Source organism: Paenibacillus bouchesdurhonensis, from assembly GCF_900155685.1.
GTDB classification, from domain to species: domain Bacteria; phylum Bacillota; class Bacilli; order Paenibacillales; family Paenibacillaceae; genus Fontibacillus; species Fontibacillus bouchesdurhonensis.
Genome location: NZ_LT732548.1, coordinates 1,179,397 through 1,198,087, shown reverse-complemented (window position 1 = coordinate 1,198,087; position 18,691 = coordinate 1,179,397). Strand labels below are relative to the sequence as shown.

The 18,691-nt window shown below is 47.2% G+C and carries 23 protein-coding genes; 12 read left to right on the top strand and 11 right to left on the bottom strand.

Annotated features, from left to right (window positions below; all coding sequences use genetic code 11):
• Positions 1-16: 16 nt before the first annotated feature.
• Together CZ379_RS09970 and CZ379_RS26115 are read right to left on the bottom strand one after the other, a co-directional pair.
• Positions 17-1,543 carry a replication initiation and membrane attachment family protein gene (locus tag CZ379_RS09970; protein ID WP_110931492.1) on the bottom strand — a complete coding sequence of 509 codons (1,527 nt, stop codon included), beginning with the start codon at positions 1,541-1,543 and terminating at the stop codon, positions 17-19.
• Positions 1,544-1,716: 173 nt separating this feature from the next.
• Complete coding sequence (locus CZ379_RS26115; protein WP_199925853.1) at positions 1,717-1,884, bottom strand: hypothetical protein; 168 nt, start codon at positions 1,882-1,884, stop codon at positions 1,717-1,719.
• Positions 1,885-2,140: 256 nt separating this feature from the next.
• Between CZ379_RS26115 and CZ379_RS09965 the strand changes: the two genes are divergently transcribed.
• The 4 genes from CZ379_RS09965 (at position 2,141) to CZ379_RS09950 (ending at position 5,135) form a co-directional block, all read left to right on the top strand.
• Positions 2,141-3,244, top strand: coding sequence for a hypothetical protein (locus CZ379_RS09965; RefSeq protein ID WP_110931491.1), 1,104 nt, complete (start codon positions 2,141-2,143; stop codon positions 3,242-3,244).
• A 22-nt stretch (positions 3,245-3,266) separates the two neighbouring features.
• Positions 3,267-3,875, top strand: a complete 609-nt coding sequence (sipW, locus tag CZ379_RS09960) for a signal peptidase I SipW (protein WP_110931490.1) — start codon at positions 3,267-3,269, stop codon at positions 3,873-3,875.
• A gap of 99 nt (positions 3,876-3,974) precedes the next feature.
• Positions 3,975-4,568 (top strand): TasA family protein, encoded by a 594-nt coding sequence (locus tag CZ379_RS09955; protein ID WP_110931489.1) that lies wholly within the window; start codon positions 3,975-3,977, stop codon positions 4,566-4,568.
• Between the two features lie 201 nt (positions 4,569-4,769).
• Positions 4,770-5,135 (top strand): helix-turn-helix domain-containing protein, encoded by a 366-nt coding sequence (locus CZ379_RS09950; RefSeq protein ID WP_110931488.1) that lies wholly within the window; start codon positions 4,770-4,772, stop codon positions 5,133-5,135.
• 70 nt (positions 5,136-5,205) lie between these two features.
• Here the strand turns inward: CZ379_RS09950 and CZ379_RS09945 are convergent, their stop codons facing one another.
• Positions 5,206-5,499, bottom strand: a complete 294-nt coding sequence (locus tag CZ379_RS09945) for a YuiB family protein (RefSeq protein ID WP_110931487.1) — start codon at positions 5,497-5,499, stop codon at positions 5,206-5,208.
• A gap of 207 nt (positions 5,500-5,706) precedes the next feature.
• On the opposite strand from CZ379_RS09945, the gene hemQ reads away from it, so the two are divergent.
• Positions 5,707-6,453 (top strand): hydrogen peroxide-dependent heme synthase, encoded by a 747-nt coding sequence (gene hemQ / locus CZ379_RS09940; protein ID WP_110931486.1) that lies wholly within the window; start codon positions 5,707-5,709, stop codon positions 6,451-6,453.
• A gap of 70 nt (positions 6,454-6,523) precedes the next feature.
• On the opposite strand, the gene CZ379_RS09935 is transcribed toward hemQ, so the two are convergent.
• Positions 6,524-6,766 (bottom strand): hypothetical protein, encoded by a 243-nt coding sequence (locus CZ379_RS09935; protein ID WP_110931485.1) that lies wholly within the window; start codon positions 6,764-6,766, stop codon positions 6,524-6,526.
• A 1-nt stretch (position 6,767) separates the two neighbouring features.
• Entirely contained in the window at positions 6,768-7,961 is a 1,194-nt protein-coding gene (locus CZ379_RS09930) for an NAD(P)/FAD-dependent oxidoreductase (RefSeq protein ID WP_110931484.1), read from the bottom strand.
• Between the two features lie 428 nt (positions 7,962-8,389).
• Between CZ379_RS09930 and CZ379_RS09925 the strand changes: the two genes are divergently transcribed.
• Both CZ379_RS09925 and CZ379_RS09920 read left to right on the top strand, forming a co-directional pair.
• Positions 8,390-9,391, top strand: a complete 1,002-nt coding sequence (locus CZ379_RS09925) for an NAD(P)/FAD-dependent oxidoreductase (protein WP_110931483.1) — start codon at positions 8,390-8,392, stop codon at positions 9,389-9,391.
• A 70-nt stretch (positions 9,392-9,461) separates the two neighbouring features.
• Entirely contained in the window at positions 9,462-9,710 is a 249-nt protein-coding gene (locus CZ379_RS09920; RefSeq protein ID WP_110931482.1) for a hypothetical protein, read from the top strand.
• Positions 9,711-9,738: 28 nt separating this feature from the next.
• Here CZ379_RS09920 and sda read toward each other — a convergent pair whose 3' ends face one another.
• Positions 9,739-9,879: a sporulation histidine kinase inhibitor Sda gene (sda, locus tag CZ379_RS09915; RefSeq protein WP_110931481.1), complete on the bottom strand. Its 141-nt coding sequence runs from the start codon at positions 9,877-9,879 to the stop codon at positions 9,739-9,741.
• Positions 9,880-10,153: 274 nt separating this feature from the next.
• Positions 10,154-10,816, bottom strand: coding sequence for a YheC/YheD family protein (locus tag CZ379_RS09910; RefSeq protein ID WP_110931480.1), 663 nt, complete (start codon positions 10,814-10,816; stop codon positions 10,154-10,156).
• 193 nt (positions 10,817-11,009) lie between these two features.
• On the opposite strand from CZ379_RS09910, the gene CZ379_RS09905 reads away from it, so the two are divergent.
• Positions 11,010-11,231 carry a hypothetical protein gene (locus tag CZ379_RS09905; RefSeq protein ID WP_110931479.1) on the top strand — a complete coding sequence of 74 codons (222 nt, stop codon included), beginning with the start codon at positions 11,010-11,012 and terminating at the stop codon, positions 11,229-11,231.
• A 156-nt stretch (positions 11,232-11,387) separates the two neighbouring features.
• A complete protein-coding gene (locus CZ379_RS09900) occupies positions 11,388-12,614 on the top strand; it encodes an AI-2E family transporter (RefSeq protein WP_110931478.1) in 1,227 nt (408 codons plus the stop codon).
• Positions 12,615-12,836: 222 nt separating this feature from the next.
• Here CZ379_RS09900 and CZ379_RS09895 read toward each other — a convergent pair whose 3' ends face one another.
• Positions 12,837-13,193: a HesB/IscA family protein gene (locus tag CZ379_RS09895; RefSeq protein ID WP_110931477.1), complete on the bottom strand. Its 357-nt coding sequence runs from the start codon at positions 13,191-13,193 to the stop codon at positions 12,837-12,839.
• 247 nt (positions 13,194-13,440) lie between these two features.
• On the opposite strand from CZ379_RS09895, the gene mqnE reads away from it, so the two are divergent.
• Positions 13,441-14,547 (top strand): aminofutalosine synthase MqnE, encoded by a 1,107-nt coding sequence (mqnE, locus tag CZ379_RS09890; protein ID WP_110931476.1) that lies wholly within the window; start codon positions 13,441-13,443, stop codon positions 14,545-14,547.
• Positions 14,548-14,611: 64 nt separating this feature from the next.
• The gene (locus CZ379_RS09885; RefSeq protein ID WP_110931475.1) at positions 14,612-15,673 is read left to right on the top strand and encodes an NAD(P)/FAD-dependent oxidoreductase; all 1,062 of its coding nucleotides are present in this window, start codon (positions 14,612-14,614) and stop codon (positions 15,671-15,673) included.
• A 39-nt stretch (positions 15,674-15,712) separates the two neighbouring features.
• On the opposite strand, the gene CZ379_RS09880 is transcribed toward CZ379_RS09885, so the two are convergent.
• Positions 15,713-15,955, bottom strand: a complete 243-nt coding sequence (locus tag CZ379_RS09880) for a YuzB family protein (protein WP_110931474.1) — start codon at positions 15,953-15,955, stop codon at positions 15,713-15,715.
• An 80-nt stretch (positions 15,956-16,035) separates the two neighbouring features.
• On the opposite strand from CZ379_RS09880, the gene CZ379_RS09875 reads away from it, so the two are divergent.
• Positions 16,036-16,281 carry a NifU family protein gene (locus CZ379_RS09875; RefSeq protein WP_019635906.1) on the top strand — a complete coding sequence of 82 codons (246 nt, stop codon included), beginning with the start codon at positions 16,036-16,038 and terminating at the stop codon, positions 16,279-16,281.
• 148 nt (positions 16,282-16,429) lie between these two features.
• On the opposite strand, the gene CZ379_RS09870 is transcribed toward CZ379_RS09875, so the two are convergent.
• A complete protein-coding gene (locus tag CZ379_RS09870) occupies positions 16,430-17,203 on the bottom strand; it encodes an SDR family oxidoreductase (protein ID WP_110931473.1) in 774 nt (257 codons plus the stop codon).
• A gap of 556 nt (positions 17,204-17,759) precedes the next feature.
• Positions 17,760-18,629 carry a MetQ/NlpA family ABC transporter substrate-binding protein gene (locus tag CZ379_RS09865; RefSeq protein ID WP_110931472.1) on the bottom strand — a complete coding sequence of 290 codons (870 nt, stop codon included), beginning with the start codon at positions 18,627-18,629 and terminating at the stop codon, positions 17,760-17,762.
• Positions 18,630-18,691: the final 62 nt, after the last annotated feature.

Below are 18,691 nucleotides of genomic sequence, written 5' to 3'. Positions count from 1 at the left end.
CATTCACCTTCCTAAATTACATGCTTCCTTTATTTTTGCTCGCCTGCATCTGCTCCGCCATCTTGAGCAGCTCGGCAAATTCCTCTTCCGTTACTTCGCCTTCATTGGCCGAGCTTTGTACAATCGGAATATCCGGTTTGGCTGCGGCTCTACCGTAGCTTCGGCTTCTGCCAGCCGCAGGTTGTGCCGCTCCCGGAGTCCTGCTCTTTTCTTTCCTGATCTTCGCCTGATTACGAATATATTGCACGGCCTTCTCGTACGAGTCAATCCGCTTAAGCAGCATATTGGCAGCAATCGCATCCACGAAATTGCGGTTGATCCGCTGCTCTCCTCCGGAAGTCAGCAATTCCATCAAATAATGGATCAGCACATTGATGACCTCGCCAGGCAGCTTATAGTTCAAATCAACCTTCTCAAATATATCCAGCAAATTATCGGGCACCGAACCCGGGAAAAATGTCTTTAGCAGCCGAGTGTACGGCTCATTACGCAGCATCATATTGTATTGATGAATGTCGCATTTGCTGAGAAACTGCGGAGGAACGTCCACGTAGTACTCCATTTGCACAGCAACCTCTTCCGGCAACCCTTCATCAACGCCCGAATCAGACGATCGCAACGCTACGACCTTCGCGTAAGCAACCTCCCTCTCGTCCTTGCGGCGCTTCCCCTGCCTGAAATGAAGATTCGCTTTGTGCTGCAGACTCTCCAGCAGCAAGCTTCCATCTGCGCCAAACACCCCATCCTCATCCAGCAGCCGGCATAAATCCTGAACGCTGAGCTCGTATTTGCGAGCTACATAATTAGCGATCCCCATTCCTTCAACGTCAAAGCGAAGCGCCTCTACAAAGGAGCGGTTCGCAGATTCGCGCGGAAAACGAACGATGATATCCGCATAATTGATCGCCTCTTCCTCTGCCCCTTGCAATACGCCAGGCTGTCTGAGTACAGAGGATTCAGCGATTGCCTGCTCCAGTTCATAATCTATGGCATGCGTATTCAACTCGAATATGTCGTAGAAAGGTACCGAAATGTTCTCCTTATTGTACGTAAATCCGATCCACTCTGCCGGTTCCTCGCAGAATAAGCGCTCCCGCAAAGCCAGAACAGCAAACTTGCCGATCTTGTCGCGAAGCAGCAAAGTCAAATGCTGTGTCCGGAAAAAATCAGCGGGAGATAACGGCGCCTGCAGCTCATACTCGTAAATGTAGTCATCATTTTCCGGTATGTATAAACGGCTTGTCTGCAGAAGCCCGACAGCCTCCAGCTTGGATGCCTGTTCCATCAAATATTTGCGCCCCTTCTCACTTGGTTCAAGGCCCAAGGTAAGAAACAGCTCCCGCTGCTGCTCGATCGATGAATACCCGACTTGCTCAAGGGAGACCCGCTCAGCGAGCAAGCGATAGAAGCCGATGGCAAATGCGCCGACCATCGGCTGATAAATTAGACTAAGCATTCTGCCGTCAACAGCACTGAGGCCGAAGTCGCGGTATACGCAGTAACGGTGGTTCTCGGTAAAGTGCAGCATATTGTTCATGCGCATGATTTCTTCGCTCCTTCCAAGCTCACGTCCGTGTAGACTTTCTCTATTCTATCACAAAAGCTATCTCCCTGAATCGTGATTACCCTACAAATTTCGCGAAAAAATATACTCTCTCAGCACGAGAGACCATGTTTCTTCCTCTTCTTCCTGAATGCTTCTGCCGGCCAAAAAATTTAGGAGGAAGCCTGCTCCGACTCGCGCAGCGCCCTTCCCTGGAGAAAGGAACGCACCGTCTCAATCGGAACCCCCGCTTCCTTAGCCAGCACGAGCAGATAGATCCACTCCGCGGCCTCAGCGCTAGTCATGGATTTGCTGGCCATAACCTGAAAGGACTTATTCATCATCGATCTCCTCCTAAAGATGAATGGATTTATTGACCGCAGGCAAATGGATGACCGCTCCTTAAAAAGAACAAAACATCCATTAATTCAAAGAAAATTGAAGGTAACTAAAGAAACTGGTTTATTTTTGTTCGTTATAACAGTTTTTCCGTGCTGTTCGCGACTTTCCCTTTTCTGAATAAACCTTTATATTTAATATAATCCAGATGTTCTTTATAAAGAACAAAAGGGTTTTACGCTCGGAAAGAAGGGGGCCATGGCCATTTTGCGCAGTCTCAAAGCTTTTGTCTTTCACTATCTGCGAAAACGAAGGAAGCGGCGGCAAACACTACTGCTGGAATCGCTTCTCCTCCTGTCCGCACTTCTCTTCATCCTTCCAAGCCAAATCGGCATCACTTATGGCGACTTTACGAGCTCCAGCGATGCGGCTGTAACTTTTCAAGCCTGCGGGATATTTCCAGAAGAAGTCGAAGCCTTGCTCTCCCAGGTCAATGAACATATTAAAGATGCAGACACTCACAAAAATCAATTCCAAGCCTTTAAAGCCAGCACAACTCCAACTGCATCATTTACATCCTTTAATTCCACCTCAGACACACCACCTATATCACCTGCAAATTCCCTCTTAGCCACCAATACAGCCACAGCATCCATACCTCCCCATGCAACTGCAACCAGTGCAACCTACCACGATTCCGACAAGAATTCCTTCGACTCCTTTCATCAAATCAAGCATGAAAGTACGGCGGAGAATACGTCCCTTCAAATCACTTTTCTTCAAGAATCGCTCATAGCCGTTAACGACCAGCTCGCGTCCAACAGCTATTTATTTCAAAAGATTACTTACGAGCTCGAATCAGGCGCCTTCCTCCTCAACGACATCATCCAGAAAATCCGAGATAAGTCGATCAACTGTGTCAAATTCTCGCGAAGCGCCTTGCTGGACGAGGGCGAGAATCTTTTGAACCAGGACAATCTATTATCTCCCTCTTTCTATACTTCTTTGGCAGGTTTGATGGAATACTTGCGACAAGTATATGAGGCCGGGATAGCTATTCAGAACGTCCCGAATTCGCTCACTAATCAGTTGGGTGATAGGGAATCGAGCTACCGAATGCTCAATGAAGCAACGAGCGATGCGGCAAGTCCGGAACTGCTTCAATACTATCGTGACTTGCAAAGCTCGCTAGAAGCTGACAAACAGGCTATTTCCTCTGAATTACTGTTTCTTGAGTCGTGTCTAAACGATATTGAAGCTGCTACCGGGGCAGAGGCAGGCAGTGTTGCTCATGAAGAGCCTGTCAGTGAATCAGATTCGAATGAAACATTAAAGATAGAATCTCACATGCAAGATGAATGACGGTAAACGGGAGGTAATTATCATGCGGCTATTGCAGCTAATATGGAAATTGGCAATTCAAACGTTTTATTACGCGCTCCTTCTCATTTGTTTTGCTGTGATCGGCTCGATCCTGATGTCCAAACTAACCGGAGGTGAACCGAGCTTCTATGGATATAAACTCAAAACGGTATTATCAGGATCAATGGAACCGACCATTCATACCGGATCGATCATTGCTGTTTCCCCTGTAGAAATTGGAACAGGGAACCGATTCAAAGCCGGTGACATCATTACCTTCCGAGCCGATGAGCAGCGGTTAATCACCCATCGTATCATCGATGTGAGGAGCAATAAGTCGGGGGATACCGTTCTGTACCGCACACAAGGAGATAACAATGATGCCCCTGACAGCGCCCTCGTTCCCTCCGCTAATATTGTCGGTGCTTATACCGGATTTACGATTCCTTATGCCGGGTACTTCTTAAGCTTTGCTGGCACCAAAACAGGCAACATCGTCCTCCTCATCGTCCCAGGCCTGCTTCTCCTCCTTTATGGAGCCTTCTCCATATGGAAGGTTATTACCAGACTGGAGCAGCAGCTTAATGGCCAAAAAAATCCTTATTCCGGTTCAAATCCGAGCTCGGATTAGAGTGCAAGTTCATCTGTCGGCCTATTCGACCAGATTGTTGTCCTTATGCCAGCCATGAGGTCGCAATAAATTAATTCATCTTTAAGGAGGAGTTTGATTATGGGAATAAAGAAGACATTAAGTCTGGGCGTAGTGACAGCCGCATTGGGGCTCGCCTTGATCGGGGGAGGCACGTTCGCGTACTTTAGCGATTCCGTTGAAACGACGGGAACCTTTGCTGCAGGGACACTCGATCTGAACGCTGAGCCCACCACAATTATTAATCTCGACAACATCAAGCCTGGCGACTACGGCATTCGCACCTTCAAGCTGCTCAACAACGGCACGCTGGATATTGAGAAGGTGCTCCTGCACACGACCTATAGTGTCATTAACAAGACAGACGCTGCCGCGAATACAGATGATTTCGGAAAACATATCAAAGTGAGCTTCCTGACGAATCTCGATAAACAGGATGATATTATCTATGAAACGACGCTTTACGACCTGCAGTCCCTCGCGCCGGATGCCGTTGAGAACAAATGGCAGGAGTGGTTCGAGGAACGGGGCGGACTCAAAGCCGGAACCTCGGATAATCTCATCGTCAGATTCGAATTCGTAGACAACAACGAGGATCAGAATCAATTCCAGGGAGATGCCCTGCAGCTGAAATGGACTTTCGAAGCAAGGCAGGGAACCGGCGCTGCCAAATAAATAATCTATCCCGCCCTGCTCTAGACACCTTAATCCGCTCTTATGGATTGAGGTGTCTGCCTTTTGCCGCTAGCCTAATCTTACGCCGCCTTCTTTTGTCGCATGCTGTATATTCTGATATAATGTCCTCAAGAAAGTTGAAGCCCGTATCAAACGTATTTAACCTTATATCTTCAACTATGATAGTGAGGCGTCATTCTTATGGCAGATCACATTGGAGAGCGCATACAGAAATTCCGCCTGGAGCAAGGGCTGTCTTTATCGGAGCTTGCGAGCAAAGCGGATGTCGCTAAGTCCTATTTAAGCAATGTCGAACGAAGCATACAAAGCAATCCTTCCATTCAATTCATCGAGAAGATTGCTAACGCCTTGAATGTAACGATTCCCATGCTGCTGTATGGAGATCGGCCCGCCGAGCATCTATTGGATCCGGAATGGTCGCTCCTCGTGCAGGAAGCTATGAATTCAGGGATCAGCAAGCAGGAGTTCAAGAGCTTCCTGGAATTTCAAAAATGGAAGCTGAAGCAGAGCAATGAAACCTCCAAATCACAGAATAACAATTTATAAGCCCCGGGCGATGCCCGGGGCTTGTCATACTGCCTGAATATTTAAACCATATAACTTGCGACTTGCGCGATTAGAACATTTTATACCCGCCCTGGCGAAGCTTGCGGATCGTCCATCCGCTAAGGATGGCTCCCAGCAAACCGGCAACTGCCGTTAAATAGTCGACAAGACGATATGAGGCGACATAAGCCCAGAAGTTCTGCTCATGGTTCCACAACGAGTATACGACAATTGGCAAAATGACAATAATAAAAACATAGGCCGGAAACCATGTTGTTTTCATCAGCATATTAAGAATAAATCCGATACCGAACATCATAACAAAGAATAGAACCATCAATATCAATACGACTAGCCAACCCATTGCTCCCCCAACCCTTCTTCAACAAGCTCTATAAGCTAGATCACATCTTTAAGCACTAGTAGTAAGTTTACTAGAAAAAATGTTGCGAAGCAACGAACTTTCCGTGAATAGATTGTGAATCGATTTGCCCGCTTGTCTGCCATAGGATACAATAAAGTCATCGTATTCTCTCTTGTAATTATTAGGAAACCATAGGAGTGATCATAAATGAATGAAGCAGCATTAACGCTGGAAGGCTGGTATGCCCTGCACGATTTCCGTTCTATGAACTGGACAGCCTGGAGAGCGGCCGACGATGAAGAACGCGCAGTCGCCTTGGAGGAGCTTCATGCTTTTCTACAGGAATGGAGCAGCGTGGAGGAAGCCAAGAACGGCAGCACGGCGGTATATTCCGTCGTAGGGCAGAAAGCCGATTTTGTATTCATGCATCTGCGTGAAACGCTAGAAGAGCTTAACGCTCTCGAAAACGCCTTCAACAAAACGACTTTTGCGAAATACACCGTCAAGTCTTATTCTTACGTCAGCGTCGTAGAACTGAGCAACTACTTGGCTTCCGGAGACGGCGATCCTAAAGCGAATCCAGAGGTCATGGCTAGACTCCAGCCGATTTTGCCGAAATCGAAATACATTTGCTTCTACCCGATGAATAAAAAGCGTGATCTAAGCGATAACTGGTACATGCTGTCCATGGATGATCGCCGTGCCATGATGCGCAGCCATGGTCTGATCGGCCGCAGCTATGCAGGCAAAGTGAAGCAGATCATCACGGGTTCCGTGGGATTCGATGATTGGGAATGGGGCGTTACTCTCTTCTCCGACGATGCTCTGCAATTCAAGAAGCTGGTCTATGAAATGCGCTTTGATGAAGTGAGCGCCCGCTTTGGCGAGTTCGGCTCCTTCTACGTCGGCAACCTGCTGAACGAGCAGCTCTTTGAAGAAATGCTGAAGCTATAACTTAAACCCGTTGCACATAAAAAGGGGTGTTCCAGAATCATACTGGAACACCCCTATATTTGTATAAATATTATTCCTCTTCGTCCCGCAGCGATTCCAGAAATTCCGCCGTCGCACGGTCGCGGGCTCTTCCCTTCTCCTTCAATCTTTCGATTGCCGGAAGTATGAGAATATCGACTTCCTTTTGCACATGATAAGCCAGATCATACTTTTGCTGCGACTCCAAATAAGAGCCGACTTCCATCAAGGCATTGTATCTGTCAAGCTCATCCCGCGTCAGCAGACCTCGCACCTGAACACTGCAATGGCGCATTTTACAGGAATCTGCCTTTCTTCAAGACTAGCGGAATGCCGCCGATAATGAAAAGATAACGCATGTCCACGATCTTCTTCAACTGAGCAGCAACCCAGCCTTTGTATGTCTTGCCGAATGCGGATGCAACAGCTTCACCTTTACCGAGGGAAGCAACGGTTCCCTTATTGCTGAACACGAATTTCTTCAGCTCTTTACCACGAATGGCGGCGACGACGTTCTGAGCGCAAGTTACACCCTGCTGCATGGCAATTTGAGCCGTTGGCGGGTATGGACGGCCCTCTGGGTTAAACATCAGCGAGTTGTCGCCGATAATAAATACATTGTCATGCTCCGGCGCACGCAGGTACTCATCGATCTTAACCCGGCCGCGAGCGGTTTCGAATCCGGCAGCTTCAATCAAACGGTTACCGCGGATACCGCCTGTCCATACGACAGTTGCGGCTTTGATCTCTTCGCCCGTAGCAAGGATAACTCCGTCTGGAGTACATTCTTTAATCGCTACTCCGATTTTGAATTGGACGCCCTTCTTGCGAAGCACATCCATTGCATATTCAACCAGCTCAGGGTCGAAGCCCGGCAAAGCGGTAGGAGCAGCCTCTACGTTATATACGTTAACCAAGTTTGGATCTACATCATAAGCCTTGCACAACTCAGGCACTCGGTCGGCAAGCTCGGCAACGAATTCGATCCCGCTAAAGCCCGCGCCGCCTACTACAAAGTTCAAGCGATCTGTACGGCTCTCGTCTGTTTTGTACAGTGCGAATTGATATTCGATATGTTGACGGATCAAGCGAACCGAGTTAATGCTGCGGATCGGCATCGCGTATTCGCCAAGTCCTGGAATGCCAAACGATTCAGGCTCGCCGCCAAGTGCTATAATAAGGTAATCATAGGACAAGGTGCCGTCTTGAAGCACGACCTTCTTATCCGCGATTCGGATTTCCTGAACATTCGACTTCACCAAGTCGATTTTGAATTCATCGATCAGCTTGGAGATCGGGACGCGCGTGTTCTCGATCGAATCTGTTCCCGCTGCAGGCATGTGCAGATGCGTCGTGAAATAATGATAATCATGACGGTTCACCAATGTGACGTCGGCTTCGTTATAATTTAATTCTTTCTGTAAACGTTGCGCCGTCAAGATGCCGCCATAGCCTGCTCCAAGAATAACAATTTTAGGTATGGTACTCATGAGTTTGTTCTCCTTCCAGTATGGACACTCTATATTTTAAATAAAACCAAAAACTGAAATGTGGAAATGTGAAAATTAACACATAAAAATATAGTCTCTGGTAGTTATCCATGCAATCATGTGCGACGAGCAATGCGACATTTATCACACCAATTCTAAACCTTTATAACAGTTTTATCAAAAAAAATATGTTCCTATTCATAATAGTTACCTATTTCGTCACATTTATGTGCGCACACAATTTGAATGATATCGACTTTTTTACAAAAGATCAAGTCTTATTTTACGCGGTTTTAGCGGGTTTTTAGTCATTAAATACGGTGAAAAAACTGCCAAAGTGCGCTTACTTTGCAAGTGCAGGGTGGACGCTTATAATAAAGTAGAAATGACAATATGAATTTTCGAATACTATCTGGAGGTGTTTGCCAGTGTCATCCTTGAATTCCGGGAGCGAATTTACCGACCTGCTAATCATCGGGGGAGGTCCGGCAGGCATGTTTGCCGCCTTCTATGGCGGTATGAGAAAGGCTTCCGTCAAACTGATCGAAAGTATGCCTCAGCTGGGGGGACAAATTGCCGCCCTCTACCCTGAGAAATATATTTACGATATTGCTGGTTTTCCTAAAGTAACGGGCCAAGAGCTCGTTAACAACCTGAATGAGCAATTGAAGCTGTTCAATCCAGATGTTCGTCTGGAGGAGAAGGTGCTGCGCATTGAGAAGAAGGAAGAGCGCCACTTCGTGGTTACTACCGATAAAGATGTTCATTACGCGCGAGCCATTATCATTACAGCTGGAGTCGGAGCATTCCAGCCCCGGCGTCTGGAGCTTGAAGAAGCTCCTCGTTTTGAGAAGACCAACCTGCACTATTTCGTTAGCGATTTGAATCAGTTCCGCGGACGCAAGGTGCTGATTAGCGGCGGCGGCGACTCTGCTGTAGACTGGGCACTGATGCTCGAGCCGATCGCCGAGCAGGTTACGCTTATACATCGCCGGGATAAATTCCGGGCTCACGAGCATAGCGTAGAGAATTTGATGAATTCCAGCGTTCAAGTCATTACGCCGTCAGAAATCGTTGCGCTGCACGGAGACGAATTGATAGAACGTGTCACGCTTGCGCATACGAAGACAAAAGAAACGCAGGAAATCGAAGTGGATGATGTCGTCGTTAACTTCGGATTCGTATCCGCTCTTGGTCCAATCGCCGAGTGGGGACTTGAACTCGAGTCCAACTCCATCGTCGTCGACTCGAAAATGGAAACTTCGATTCCCGGTATTTTTGCCGCCGGAGACATTACGACATATCCCGGCAAGCTTGATTTGATTGCTGTCGGATTCGGAGAAGCGCCAACGGCTGTGAATAATGCGAAGGTTTACGTCGACCCGGAGGCGAAGTTATCCCCAGGTCATAGCAGTAACTTAAAACTATAGATTCATAAGAACTGTCAAAGAGGGTATCTTACCAATACGGATGTATAATGCCGTAAAGGAGGGATACCCTTTGACATATATATGCCCGTTATGTAACGGATTAGCCCCGTTGACAGCATCCTGCCCTGACTGCGGCTCAACCTTGGAGCATGCCGGAACAAAGCAGGACTATGCCGGCCCCTACAGCCCTTACGGCTCTGCCGACCAATATACCTCGGCGATATCCACGCTCCATTGGACGGGCTGTGAGCATGTCGTTCAATGTCCGCACTGTCATGAAGCCTATATTTATCATGTCAACGCATGGCCAGCGCCCTAATGCAGCCATCGGCCATAAATTACGTTGTTTAATGTACTGCAGCTTTGTTCATATCCAGGTTACGCTTATGGATTTCTGCCAACAGAAGAGCAATGAACTCCATGTCTAGTTGCAGTTCTGTAGCCATATGATAGGATTCGAGCAGCATTTCGTCTGTTAACATCGCCAATGATAACACATCCTTTCTATTTTTTTCCTAATGTTATATTTAGATCATATCAAGAATTCGAAAGTGGAACAAGCGTTCTTGTTATCCACAAACAGCTGTGGAAATCCTGTGAATAACTTGTGAGTAATTGTCTAAAACAGTTGAATTATATATTGGGGTAATGTGGATAAAAGTTATTCACAGGCTGCACAACCCATTTTTCGACTAAAAATTTTTTTGAACGATTCTATTAATACTTAGCCTAAATATAGGCCTTATAAACAGAGATTGAACATTATTGTGGACGCGTATTCACTTCAAAGATCCATATCTTGCCGCTAGTATCAATGCCGTAATCAAAGCCCAGCTCCCCAACGCCAGGAAAAGCCGACTCCATGATGGCAATGCATTTACTTGTGAGCGAGCGCATTTCACCACGTTTTTTGCGTATCGATCTGCTGCCCAAGGAACGTCTTAGTCCCTCTCCTGCACTGAGTTGCGTACCTCCTTTGCATAAATTTGTGACGAACAAGCCCGGACGTGCTAGGCGGCCCAGCATGGAGCGGTACACCCACCGTCCGTTTTGCTTGGCGACCTTGACTCGATAATCGATAGGTCTTCCCGCTATTCGAGCTAGGTGAATACCTTGCTGAATAATATACTTTCGGCCAACCTTAGTTTTATTTAACGCACCAAACATCGCATCAAAGCTTGAAAATGACCGACTGCGAGACATGTAGGTGAACCCATAGCTTCCACCTGCATAGAATACTTTAATAACTCCGTAACCGCCTCCACCGCGAACGGGTTTGATTACAGCAATTCCAAACTGATGCAACACGCCTTGCAGAGCTTCCGCACTATACTTCCGAGTCTGTGGCACGTGAACGGCTACCTTGGGGTTTCTTAGAAGCGCTTCTGTTTTCAGCCATTTATCTGCTAATTGTCTTCCAGCCATGACATTCTCCCCTTTCTCGTGTTTATATGGCGTTATAGAATATACATACTCAGGACAAGGCTCCTGTTCTTGTATGATTGTCCGACAGCGGGTGCCTGTTTTAAAAGAGTCGTTTTTCTTTGCAAAATCAGCGTTTTGACGTATAGTAATTTGGTATAGTGTTATCTCGGAACGAGAAAAGGAGGATCATGTTTTGAATACAGACCACTCTTTTACCGCATCATTTTTTGAAATATTGTACGGGGTTGCCATGGTCGGCATGTCCCTAGTACTTATTGCAATTACCGTCGCCGTCTTCGCTATAGGCATTAAATTTATTAAAAACTCGCGCAAATTGCTGGGAAGCGGCTCTATATTGTTTTCGATCATTGCAACGGCCATGATTGTACTCATGATACAGAAGCAATTTCTCTAAACAGCAAGCCCACAAGCCGAAAGATTCATACCACTCTTGCCCTATCGAAGTGGAGGTATGAATCTTTTTTTGAATTTTGCTGAAACTAAATTTTGTTCATACGTATTACTAATAATAGAAACAACTAGGTTGCTGACAGGAGGGGACTAGTTTTACATGAGTAGTTCGCAAATTTGGAATGACCGGTTCAGGAAATTTTTTATTAACAATCGCTTCGTACTGTTCTTGCTCGTGCTGCTGCTAATTGGTTTGAATATTTTTGTTCTGACTAAAATATCATTCGTATTCAAGCCTCTAATCGTCCTGCTCAAGACGGTGCTGGTTCCCATTCTTCTCACGGGAGCTATATATTATCTGCTGAATCCGCTAGTCAATTGGCTGGAGCGCAAAAAAATACCGCGTGCCTATACGATTATCGCTCTATACTTGTTCATTATCGGGATTGTTACGATTATCATCATCTCTGTCATTCCGCTCGTCCAGGAGCAGGTGACAGGACTGATTCAAAATTTCCCGAAATACAGCTACGAAGTGCAGCTTCAATTCGAAGCTCTGATCGGCAGTGATTTTTACCATCAATTTCAGCAGTCGACTGGCTTCAATCTGACTGATTTGGCTCAAACACTGTCCGAGCGTGCATCCTCTATTTTACAAAATGCCTTTAGCAGTATCGGCGGATTTCTAGGCGCAGTTGTCGACGTCGTGCTAACGGTAGTTACGGTGCCGTTCATTCTGTTCTACCTGCTGAAGGATGGGAAGAAGCTGCCGCACTTTATCCTCCGATTTGTTCCGGTGAAGCTGCGCGAGCAGACTCATCGCGTCATGACTGAGGCTAACGGACAAATCAGCTCTTACATCCGTGGGCAAATCATCGTCAGCTTCTGCATCGGATTGCTGCTCTACATCGGCTTCTTGATTATCGGACTCGATTATTCCCTAGTACTCGCTATCATCGCGGCCTTTACGAGCATTGTTCCTTATTTGGGACCAGCGATCGCGATTACGCCAGCCTTGATCATTGCTATCGTTACGTCACCTTTTATGCTGTTGAAGCTGATTATCGTGTGGACCGTCGTACAGCTCATTGAAGGGAAGTTCATATCCCCGCAAATCATGGGCAAAACCCTGCGGATTCATCCGATCACCATTATCTTCGTCATCCTGACGGCAGGGAACTTGTTCGGCGTGCTCGGCATCATCCTTGCCGTACCGGGCTACGCCGTCCTTAAGGTCATTAGCACCCACCTCTTCCAGTGGTTTGAGCAGCGCTCCAAGCTGTATGAGGAAGATACCGCTGCCGCCGCAGATTCATCCGATCTAGAGGTAACCGTGACGGTAAGCTCTACCGAACCTCAAAGCCCGGACAAACCGGGGCAGGGTTAAGCAGAAGCAAGAACATAAGAAAAAACCGGTTATTGAACCATCAAGCCGCTTTCCTAATTGGAATAGCGGCTTGATGGTTTTAATTCTTCAATCCGTTTATTTTGACCTCTTCCGATCGCTAACGCCAGGATATTCCTTCAGTGCGTCTTGCAGAATTATGAGACAAAAAAATAACGAGCGGAATAATTTCCGCTCGCGCTAAGTTGTCATCAAATTAATTGATCAATCGCACACTTCCGGACGGCCTTCCTCGTTCTTCATGCGGAACGATTGGCCACAGCCACAGGAAGCGATCGCATTCGGATTATGGATCGTGAAGCCGCCGCTCATGCCGGATTCCTTGTAGTCGATCTCTAGCCCGTTCAAGTAACGGATGCTTTCCTTATCCACAACGATTTTAAGGCCGTCAACTTCCATATGCACGTCTTCCTCGCTCTCCTGATCATCCAGGCCCATACCATATGAAAACCCGCTGCATCCGCCCTCATTCACTCCTAGACGAAGGAACATATCCGGCGTCTCTTCCTGCTCCAGCATCTGCTTAATGCGAGCCATTGCGCTATCTGAAATGTTAATCATTTGTCTTCACACTCCTTATCCTTACTTTATTAAAGTATACTCCACATCACCTCCCCTCTCAAGATATGTGATTTTTATTACAATTTGTTGCCCACTACCATTTGGAAGTTTATAATAGGGAAGGTGGTACATACTGTCTAATTGGATGCCCTCCAGTTGCGGCAGTGATAGCGGTCAGGACTCTTCTCCCAACCTAAATCTTATGCTAGCCACGTCGGAGTCATCTAATGGAAACGGAGGTTTTAACATGTCTATTGCAATTAGCCCGAATATCGACAGCAAAATGGCGGACATCGTAGCCAAAGTCCGACAAGGACAGCGGCTTTCGCTGGAGGACGGGGTATATTTATATGAAAGCGATGATTTGTTGACCATTGGTCAGTTAGCAAACGAGGTCAATCTTAGGAAGAACGGCCATAAAGTCTATTTCATCGAGAATATGAGCTTGTATTTTACGAATGTATGCGAATCTTACTGCGCATTTTGCAATTTCCGCAAGGATCAAGGAGAAGAGGGCTCTTACACATTGACCGGCGAAGAGATGGTCGCTTATGTAGAGCAGCATATTCATCCGGGTATCCGTGAATTTCATATCGTCGGCGGCCATAACAATCATGTGCCTTTTCAATATTATGTAGACTCGCTTAAGGCTCTGAGAGATCGTTTTCCGGAAGTAACGCTCAAAGCTTACACGGCAGCTGAAATTGAATTTTTCACTAGAATCAGCGGGCTCAATACCCGTGAAGTGCTGCTGGAACTGAAAAAGGCCGGACTGCAAACCCTGACGGGAGGCGGAGCAGAAATACTATCCGATCAATATCGGCAAAAAATGAAAGTCGATAAAGCAAACGTGGATCAGTATCTCGATGTCCACCGGACGGCGCATCAGCTTGGCATGAAGACCCATACAACCATGCTGTACGGGGCCATCGAATCCCATGAGGATCGCATTCGCCACATGCTGCAAATTCGCAGGCTTCAGGACGAAACGAACGGATTCATGGTGTTTATCCCATTGTCGATGCAGCCGCGGAACAAAAACGCTGGGATAACTCGCCGCAATTCGGCATATGAGGATCTTAAGACGATTGCGATCAGCAGGCTGATGCTGGATAACATTCAGCATATTAAAGCGTATTTCATTAATATCGGCGTACAGTTGACCCAGGTTGCCCTAACTTTTGGAGCATCCGATGTACATGGAACGATCATTAAAGAACGAATTAGCCACGCTGCGGGAGCGCTGACTCCCGAAGGCTTGACCCGCAAGGAGCTCATTTGGCTGATTCAAGGCGCTGGGCGTATCCCTGTAGAAAGGGACACCTTCTATAACGAAATTCAGATCTACGAATAAAGCCTTCTGGGCTTCATAATGCTGAGAAAGCTCTGAAGACCCAGGTAGAAAGGACATCGATGAGATGAAAAAATTCGTCATTATTGGTGGAGGCTACGGCGGAACCGCCGTTATTCATGAACTGTTCAAAGGATTTATTCCATCCGACACTCAAGTGATTCTAGTGGATCGAATGCCATTCCAGAGCTTGAAGACCGAGTATTACGCATTAGCTGCGGGCACTGCATCTGATTATGAACTACGCGTGCCCTTTCCGAGCTATTCCGGACTGCAGATTAAGTATGGAGAGATTAGCTCCATTGAGTTGAGCAGCCGGACAATCCATTTCGAGGTGGGCGATCCGCTGGGATATGACCAGTTGGTCATCGCTCTTGGCTGCACCGATAATTATCATGGCATTCCGGGCGCGGAGGAGCATTCCTTCGGCATTCAATCCTTCGCCGCTGTCCGGGAGGCCTACTTGCAACTGAATAATATTAAGCCTTATGGCAAGGTAAACGTGGTCGGCGGCGGGCTTAGCGGCGTAGAAATTGCCGCCGAGCTGAGGGAGAGCCGCCCTGATCTCAACATCAGCATCATCGACCGCGGTGTTAGGGTGCTGTCGGCTTTCCCGTCCAAAGTGTCCGGCTATGTAACGAAGTGGTTTGAGGAGCATGATGTGGAGGTCTTATCGAATATCTCTACGACTGGGCTGGAGAATGGCGTTATCCATCACGCTGACGGCGAGATCGCTTCCGATGTAACCATCTGGACGGCAGGCATTCAACCCCCTGCTCTCGTAAGGAACTTGGAAGTCGGGAAAGATCGCCAGGGACGGGTTCTGCTGAACGATTATTATCAAATCCCCGAGCACCCCGAGGTGTTCGTATGCGGCGACTGTGCCAGCCTTCCTTTTGCGCCTAGCGCGCAAGCTGCCGAGGGCCAAGGCCAGCAAATCGCCCAAATTGCCTGCGCGCTATGGCTTGGGGAGGTGCCGCAGCTCCAGAGACTGAAGCTCAAAGGCACCTTGGGCTCATTAGGCAAGAAAGCCGGATTCGGCTTGATGGGCAAGGCGCAGGTAACCGGCCGCGTGCCCCGTATTCTAAAGAGCGGAGTACTCTGGTTATCCAGGCATCATATCGGTTAGTATAGATAGTGAAGCCGCTAAGATCAGTTTTCATATTCGTCACGTATTGTCCGATTTCATTTGGTCTAGAATACGAATGATTACATCATACAAAGCATCGGCAGTCTCAGCTTCGACGGTCTCTCCGTTAACCAGCGCGTAAGGTGTCATATAACACATGCCGCATCCGGTAAGGCAGCCATACTCATATACCTCGAAGTCCGGATGCTGCTCCAGCTTTTTCATCACTTCATCTGTCCCGAAGTGAGCATTATTTGCGCAAAACTCAACAATGACTTTCAATCTGCGCATCCCCCATTTTCGAACCATTTAATTTTAAGCTTATTTGTACTATAATATAGAAAGGAAAGGAGTTGAAAACAATGAGCGAACATGTACAAGATAAATTGTATGACGAAGTATTGGAAGTTCTGGATAAGCTTCGCCCCTTCCTGCAACGCGACGGTGGTGACGTTGAACTCGTCGATGTTGAGGATGGCATCGTTAAATTGAAGCTGGTAGGTGCATGCGGCAGCTGCCCAAGCTCCACCATTACCCTTAAAGCGGGTATCGAGCGCGCGCTGTTTGAAGAAGTGGAAGGCGTACAAGAGGTCGTCCAAGTATTCTAACGCAAATAACTCCTTCAGATACAAACCCGAACTTTATTATAGAATGGCCAGCCTCGGCTGGCATCATATCATTCTATAATTTTAAGAAACTCGGCTCCTCCGGTTTTTGCCGGATTGGCCGAGTCTTCTTTTTATAGGCTTGATACAGTTAAGACGGTTTAATCCATGGACGGATCGGATCAAGTCCACCGGAAATATCCATAATATTGCCCGTAATGAAATCGGAATCTTGGTGACATAGAAATGCGATTACTCTAGAAATATCCTCGCCGCTCCCCGGCCGTCCTAGCGGAGTTTCCCCATCCGGAAGCCGCCGTACCTCCTCAATCGACATCTCCTTGTTATCTCCCCGAATGTCCCCGGGACAAACCATGTTCACGGTAATTCCGTATGGTGCTTCCTCCACCGCAAGCGTCTTCGTGAAGGACACAAGCCCGGTCTTCGCTGCAGCATATACCGCACGATGCGGCCAAGCTCTGGATTCCGCCGCATGACCGAAGCCAAAATGAATAATTCGCCCCCAGCCCTTATCCCGCATTCCTTGCAATACGTAATGATCCAGCAGCATTGTACCGACCAGATTCCCTTCGATCATCGACAGGATTTCAGCCTGGCTGTAATCGGCAAACAAGCGCCGCTCTCGTATGAATGGACCGGCATTATTGACAAGTATATCGATCGTCCCCAGCTTGGCTACGACTTCATTCGCCAGGGCCTCGATCTCTTCGCGCTGCGATATATCCGCCTTTACCGCGATGCAAGATACGCCTAGCCGCTCGATTTGCTGTTGCAGAGCCAATGCCTCGGCTTCGCTATGTACATAGTTCAGTGCGATATGACATCCTTGTTCCGCAAGCGTCAGCGCCGTCTTTCTGCCAAGTCCTTTGGCGCTTCCGGTAATCAGGGCGACTTTTCCCTTCAATGTCCTTCTCCTCCTCATCCTACATACACATATATCAAGTATAAAAGATTTGAAGCATTCCCACAAACCGCAAGGTTCAGACCATAAAGCTCACAAACTCAAACTACATTTAATAATTAAATAACGGAAAAGAAAGGCTTCTAACTACACTCTTTATCGTGTTAAGAGCAGCTTCTTCGAACAAAGGAGAGAGAGGATGAGGATGGAGATGGAGATGAAGGAGATGGGAATCCGATTTAGTTGGATCCTCTGTATTTATTTTAGCGCGCAGAATCATATTCGGGGAATTAACTGGAGACCATGTATTTAAAAAAGACTGATTCGCCTCCTTCTGCCTTAAACCTCATTTTTATGACTAGCAATCCATTTAGATATACAGTTTACACCAGTTCTCCAATCCTAAATACCAAAAATCCATTTATCCTGTTAGATTGGGTGCCGAAGCATATGGAGTCTATGTGAGTTTAATTTAGGGTTTATACTTTCCTATACCTAAAAAAAGTCCCGCACACCCAAATGGGCGTACGGGACTTGAGCTCAAGCTGATGAAATACGATTAGAATACTGGAACCAATGCTCCCTCGTACGTCTCTTCAATGAAATTTTTGACTTCATCGGAAGTAAGAGCTTTAGCCAGCTTTTGAATCGCATCGGAATCCTTGTTGTCCGGACGAGCTACCAGCAGGTTCGTGTAAGGAGATTCTTTGTCCTCAATGAACAAGGAATCATTAATTGGATTCAAGCCCGCTTCGATCGCATAGTTCGTATTGATCAGAGCAAAGTCCACCTCTTCCAATTGGCGAGGAAGCATAGCAGCCTCAAGCTCTATAATGTTAAAGTTCTTCGGGTTCTCAACAATATCGGCTTTCGTAGCGGCAATACCTGCGCCTTCTTTCAGCTTGATCAGACCTTGCTTCTCAAGCAGCAGAAGCGCACGCCCGCCGTTGGTAGGGTCATTAGGAATAGCTACCTTCGCGCCGTCAGCAATTTCATCTGCGGAAGTATACTTTTTCGAATATGCTCCGAACGGCTCGACATGAACGCCTACTACGGAGACAAGATCCATTTTGTTTTCCTCGTTTTGATTATCAAGATAAGGCTGGTGTTGGAAATAGTTCGCATCCAGTTGGTTCTCGAACACTTGAACGTTCGGTTGAACATAATCCGTAAATTCTTTAACTTCCAGCTCTACGCCTTCCTCTTTCAATTGCGGAGCGATAAACTTCAGGATGTCAGCATGCGGTACAGTAGCACCTACGACGAGTTTAACAGCCTCCTCCGGTGCCGGTGCTGCTTGCTCTGCGTTGCCTGCATTGTTTTGCGGCGCCTCTGCAGCCCCGTTGCTGTTGTTCGCAGGCTTGCTTCCGCAAGCGGCAAGTACCAATACAAGCGCCAGCGTCAAGAAAGATAATGTCCATTTTTTCATAACAGTATGCCCTCCTAATGAATATGATTTTTTTGAATAAGGATGTGCTAGAGGTAACCTTA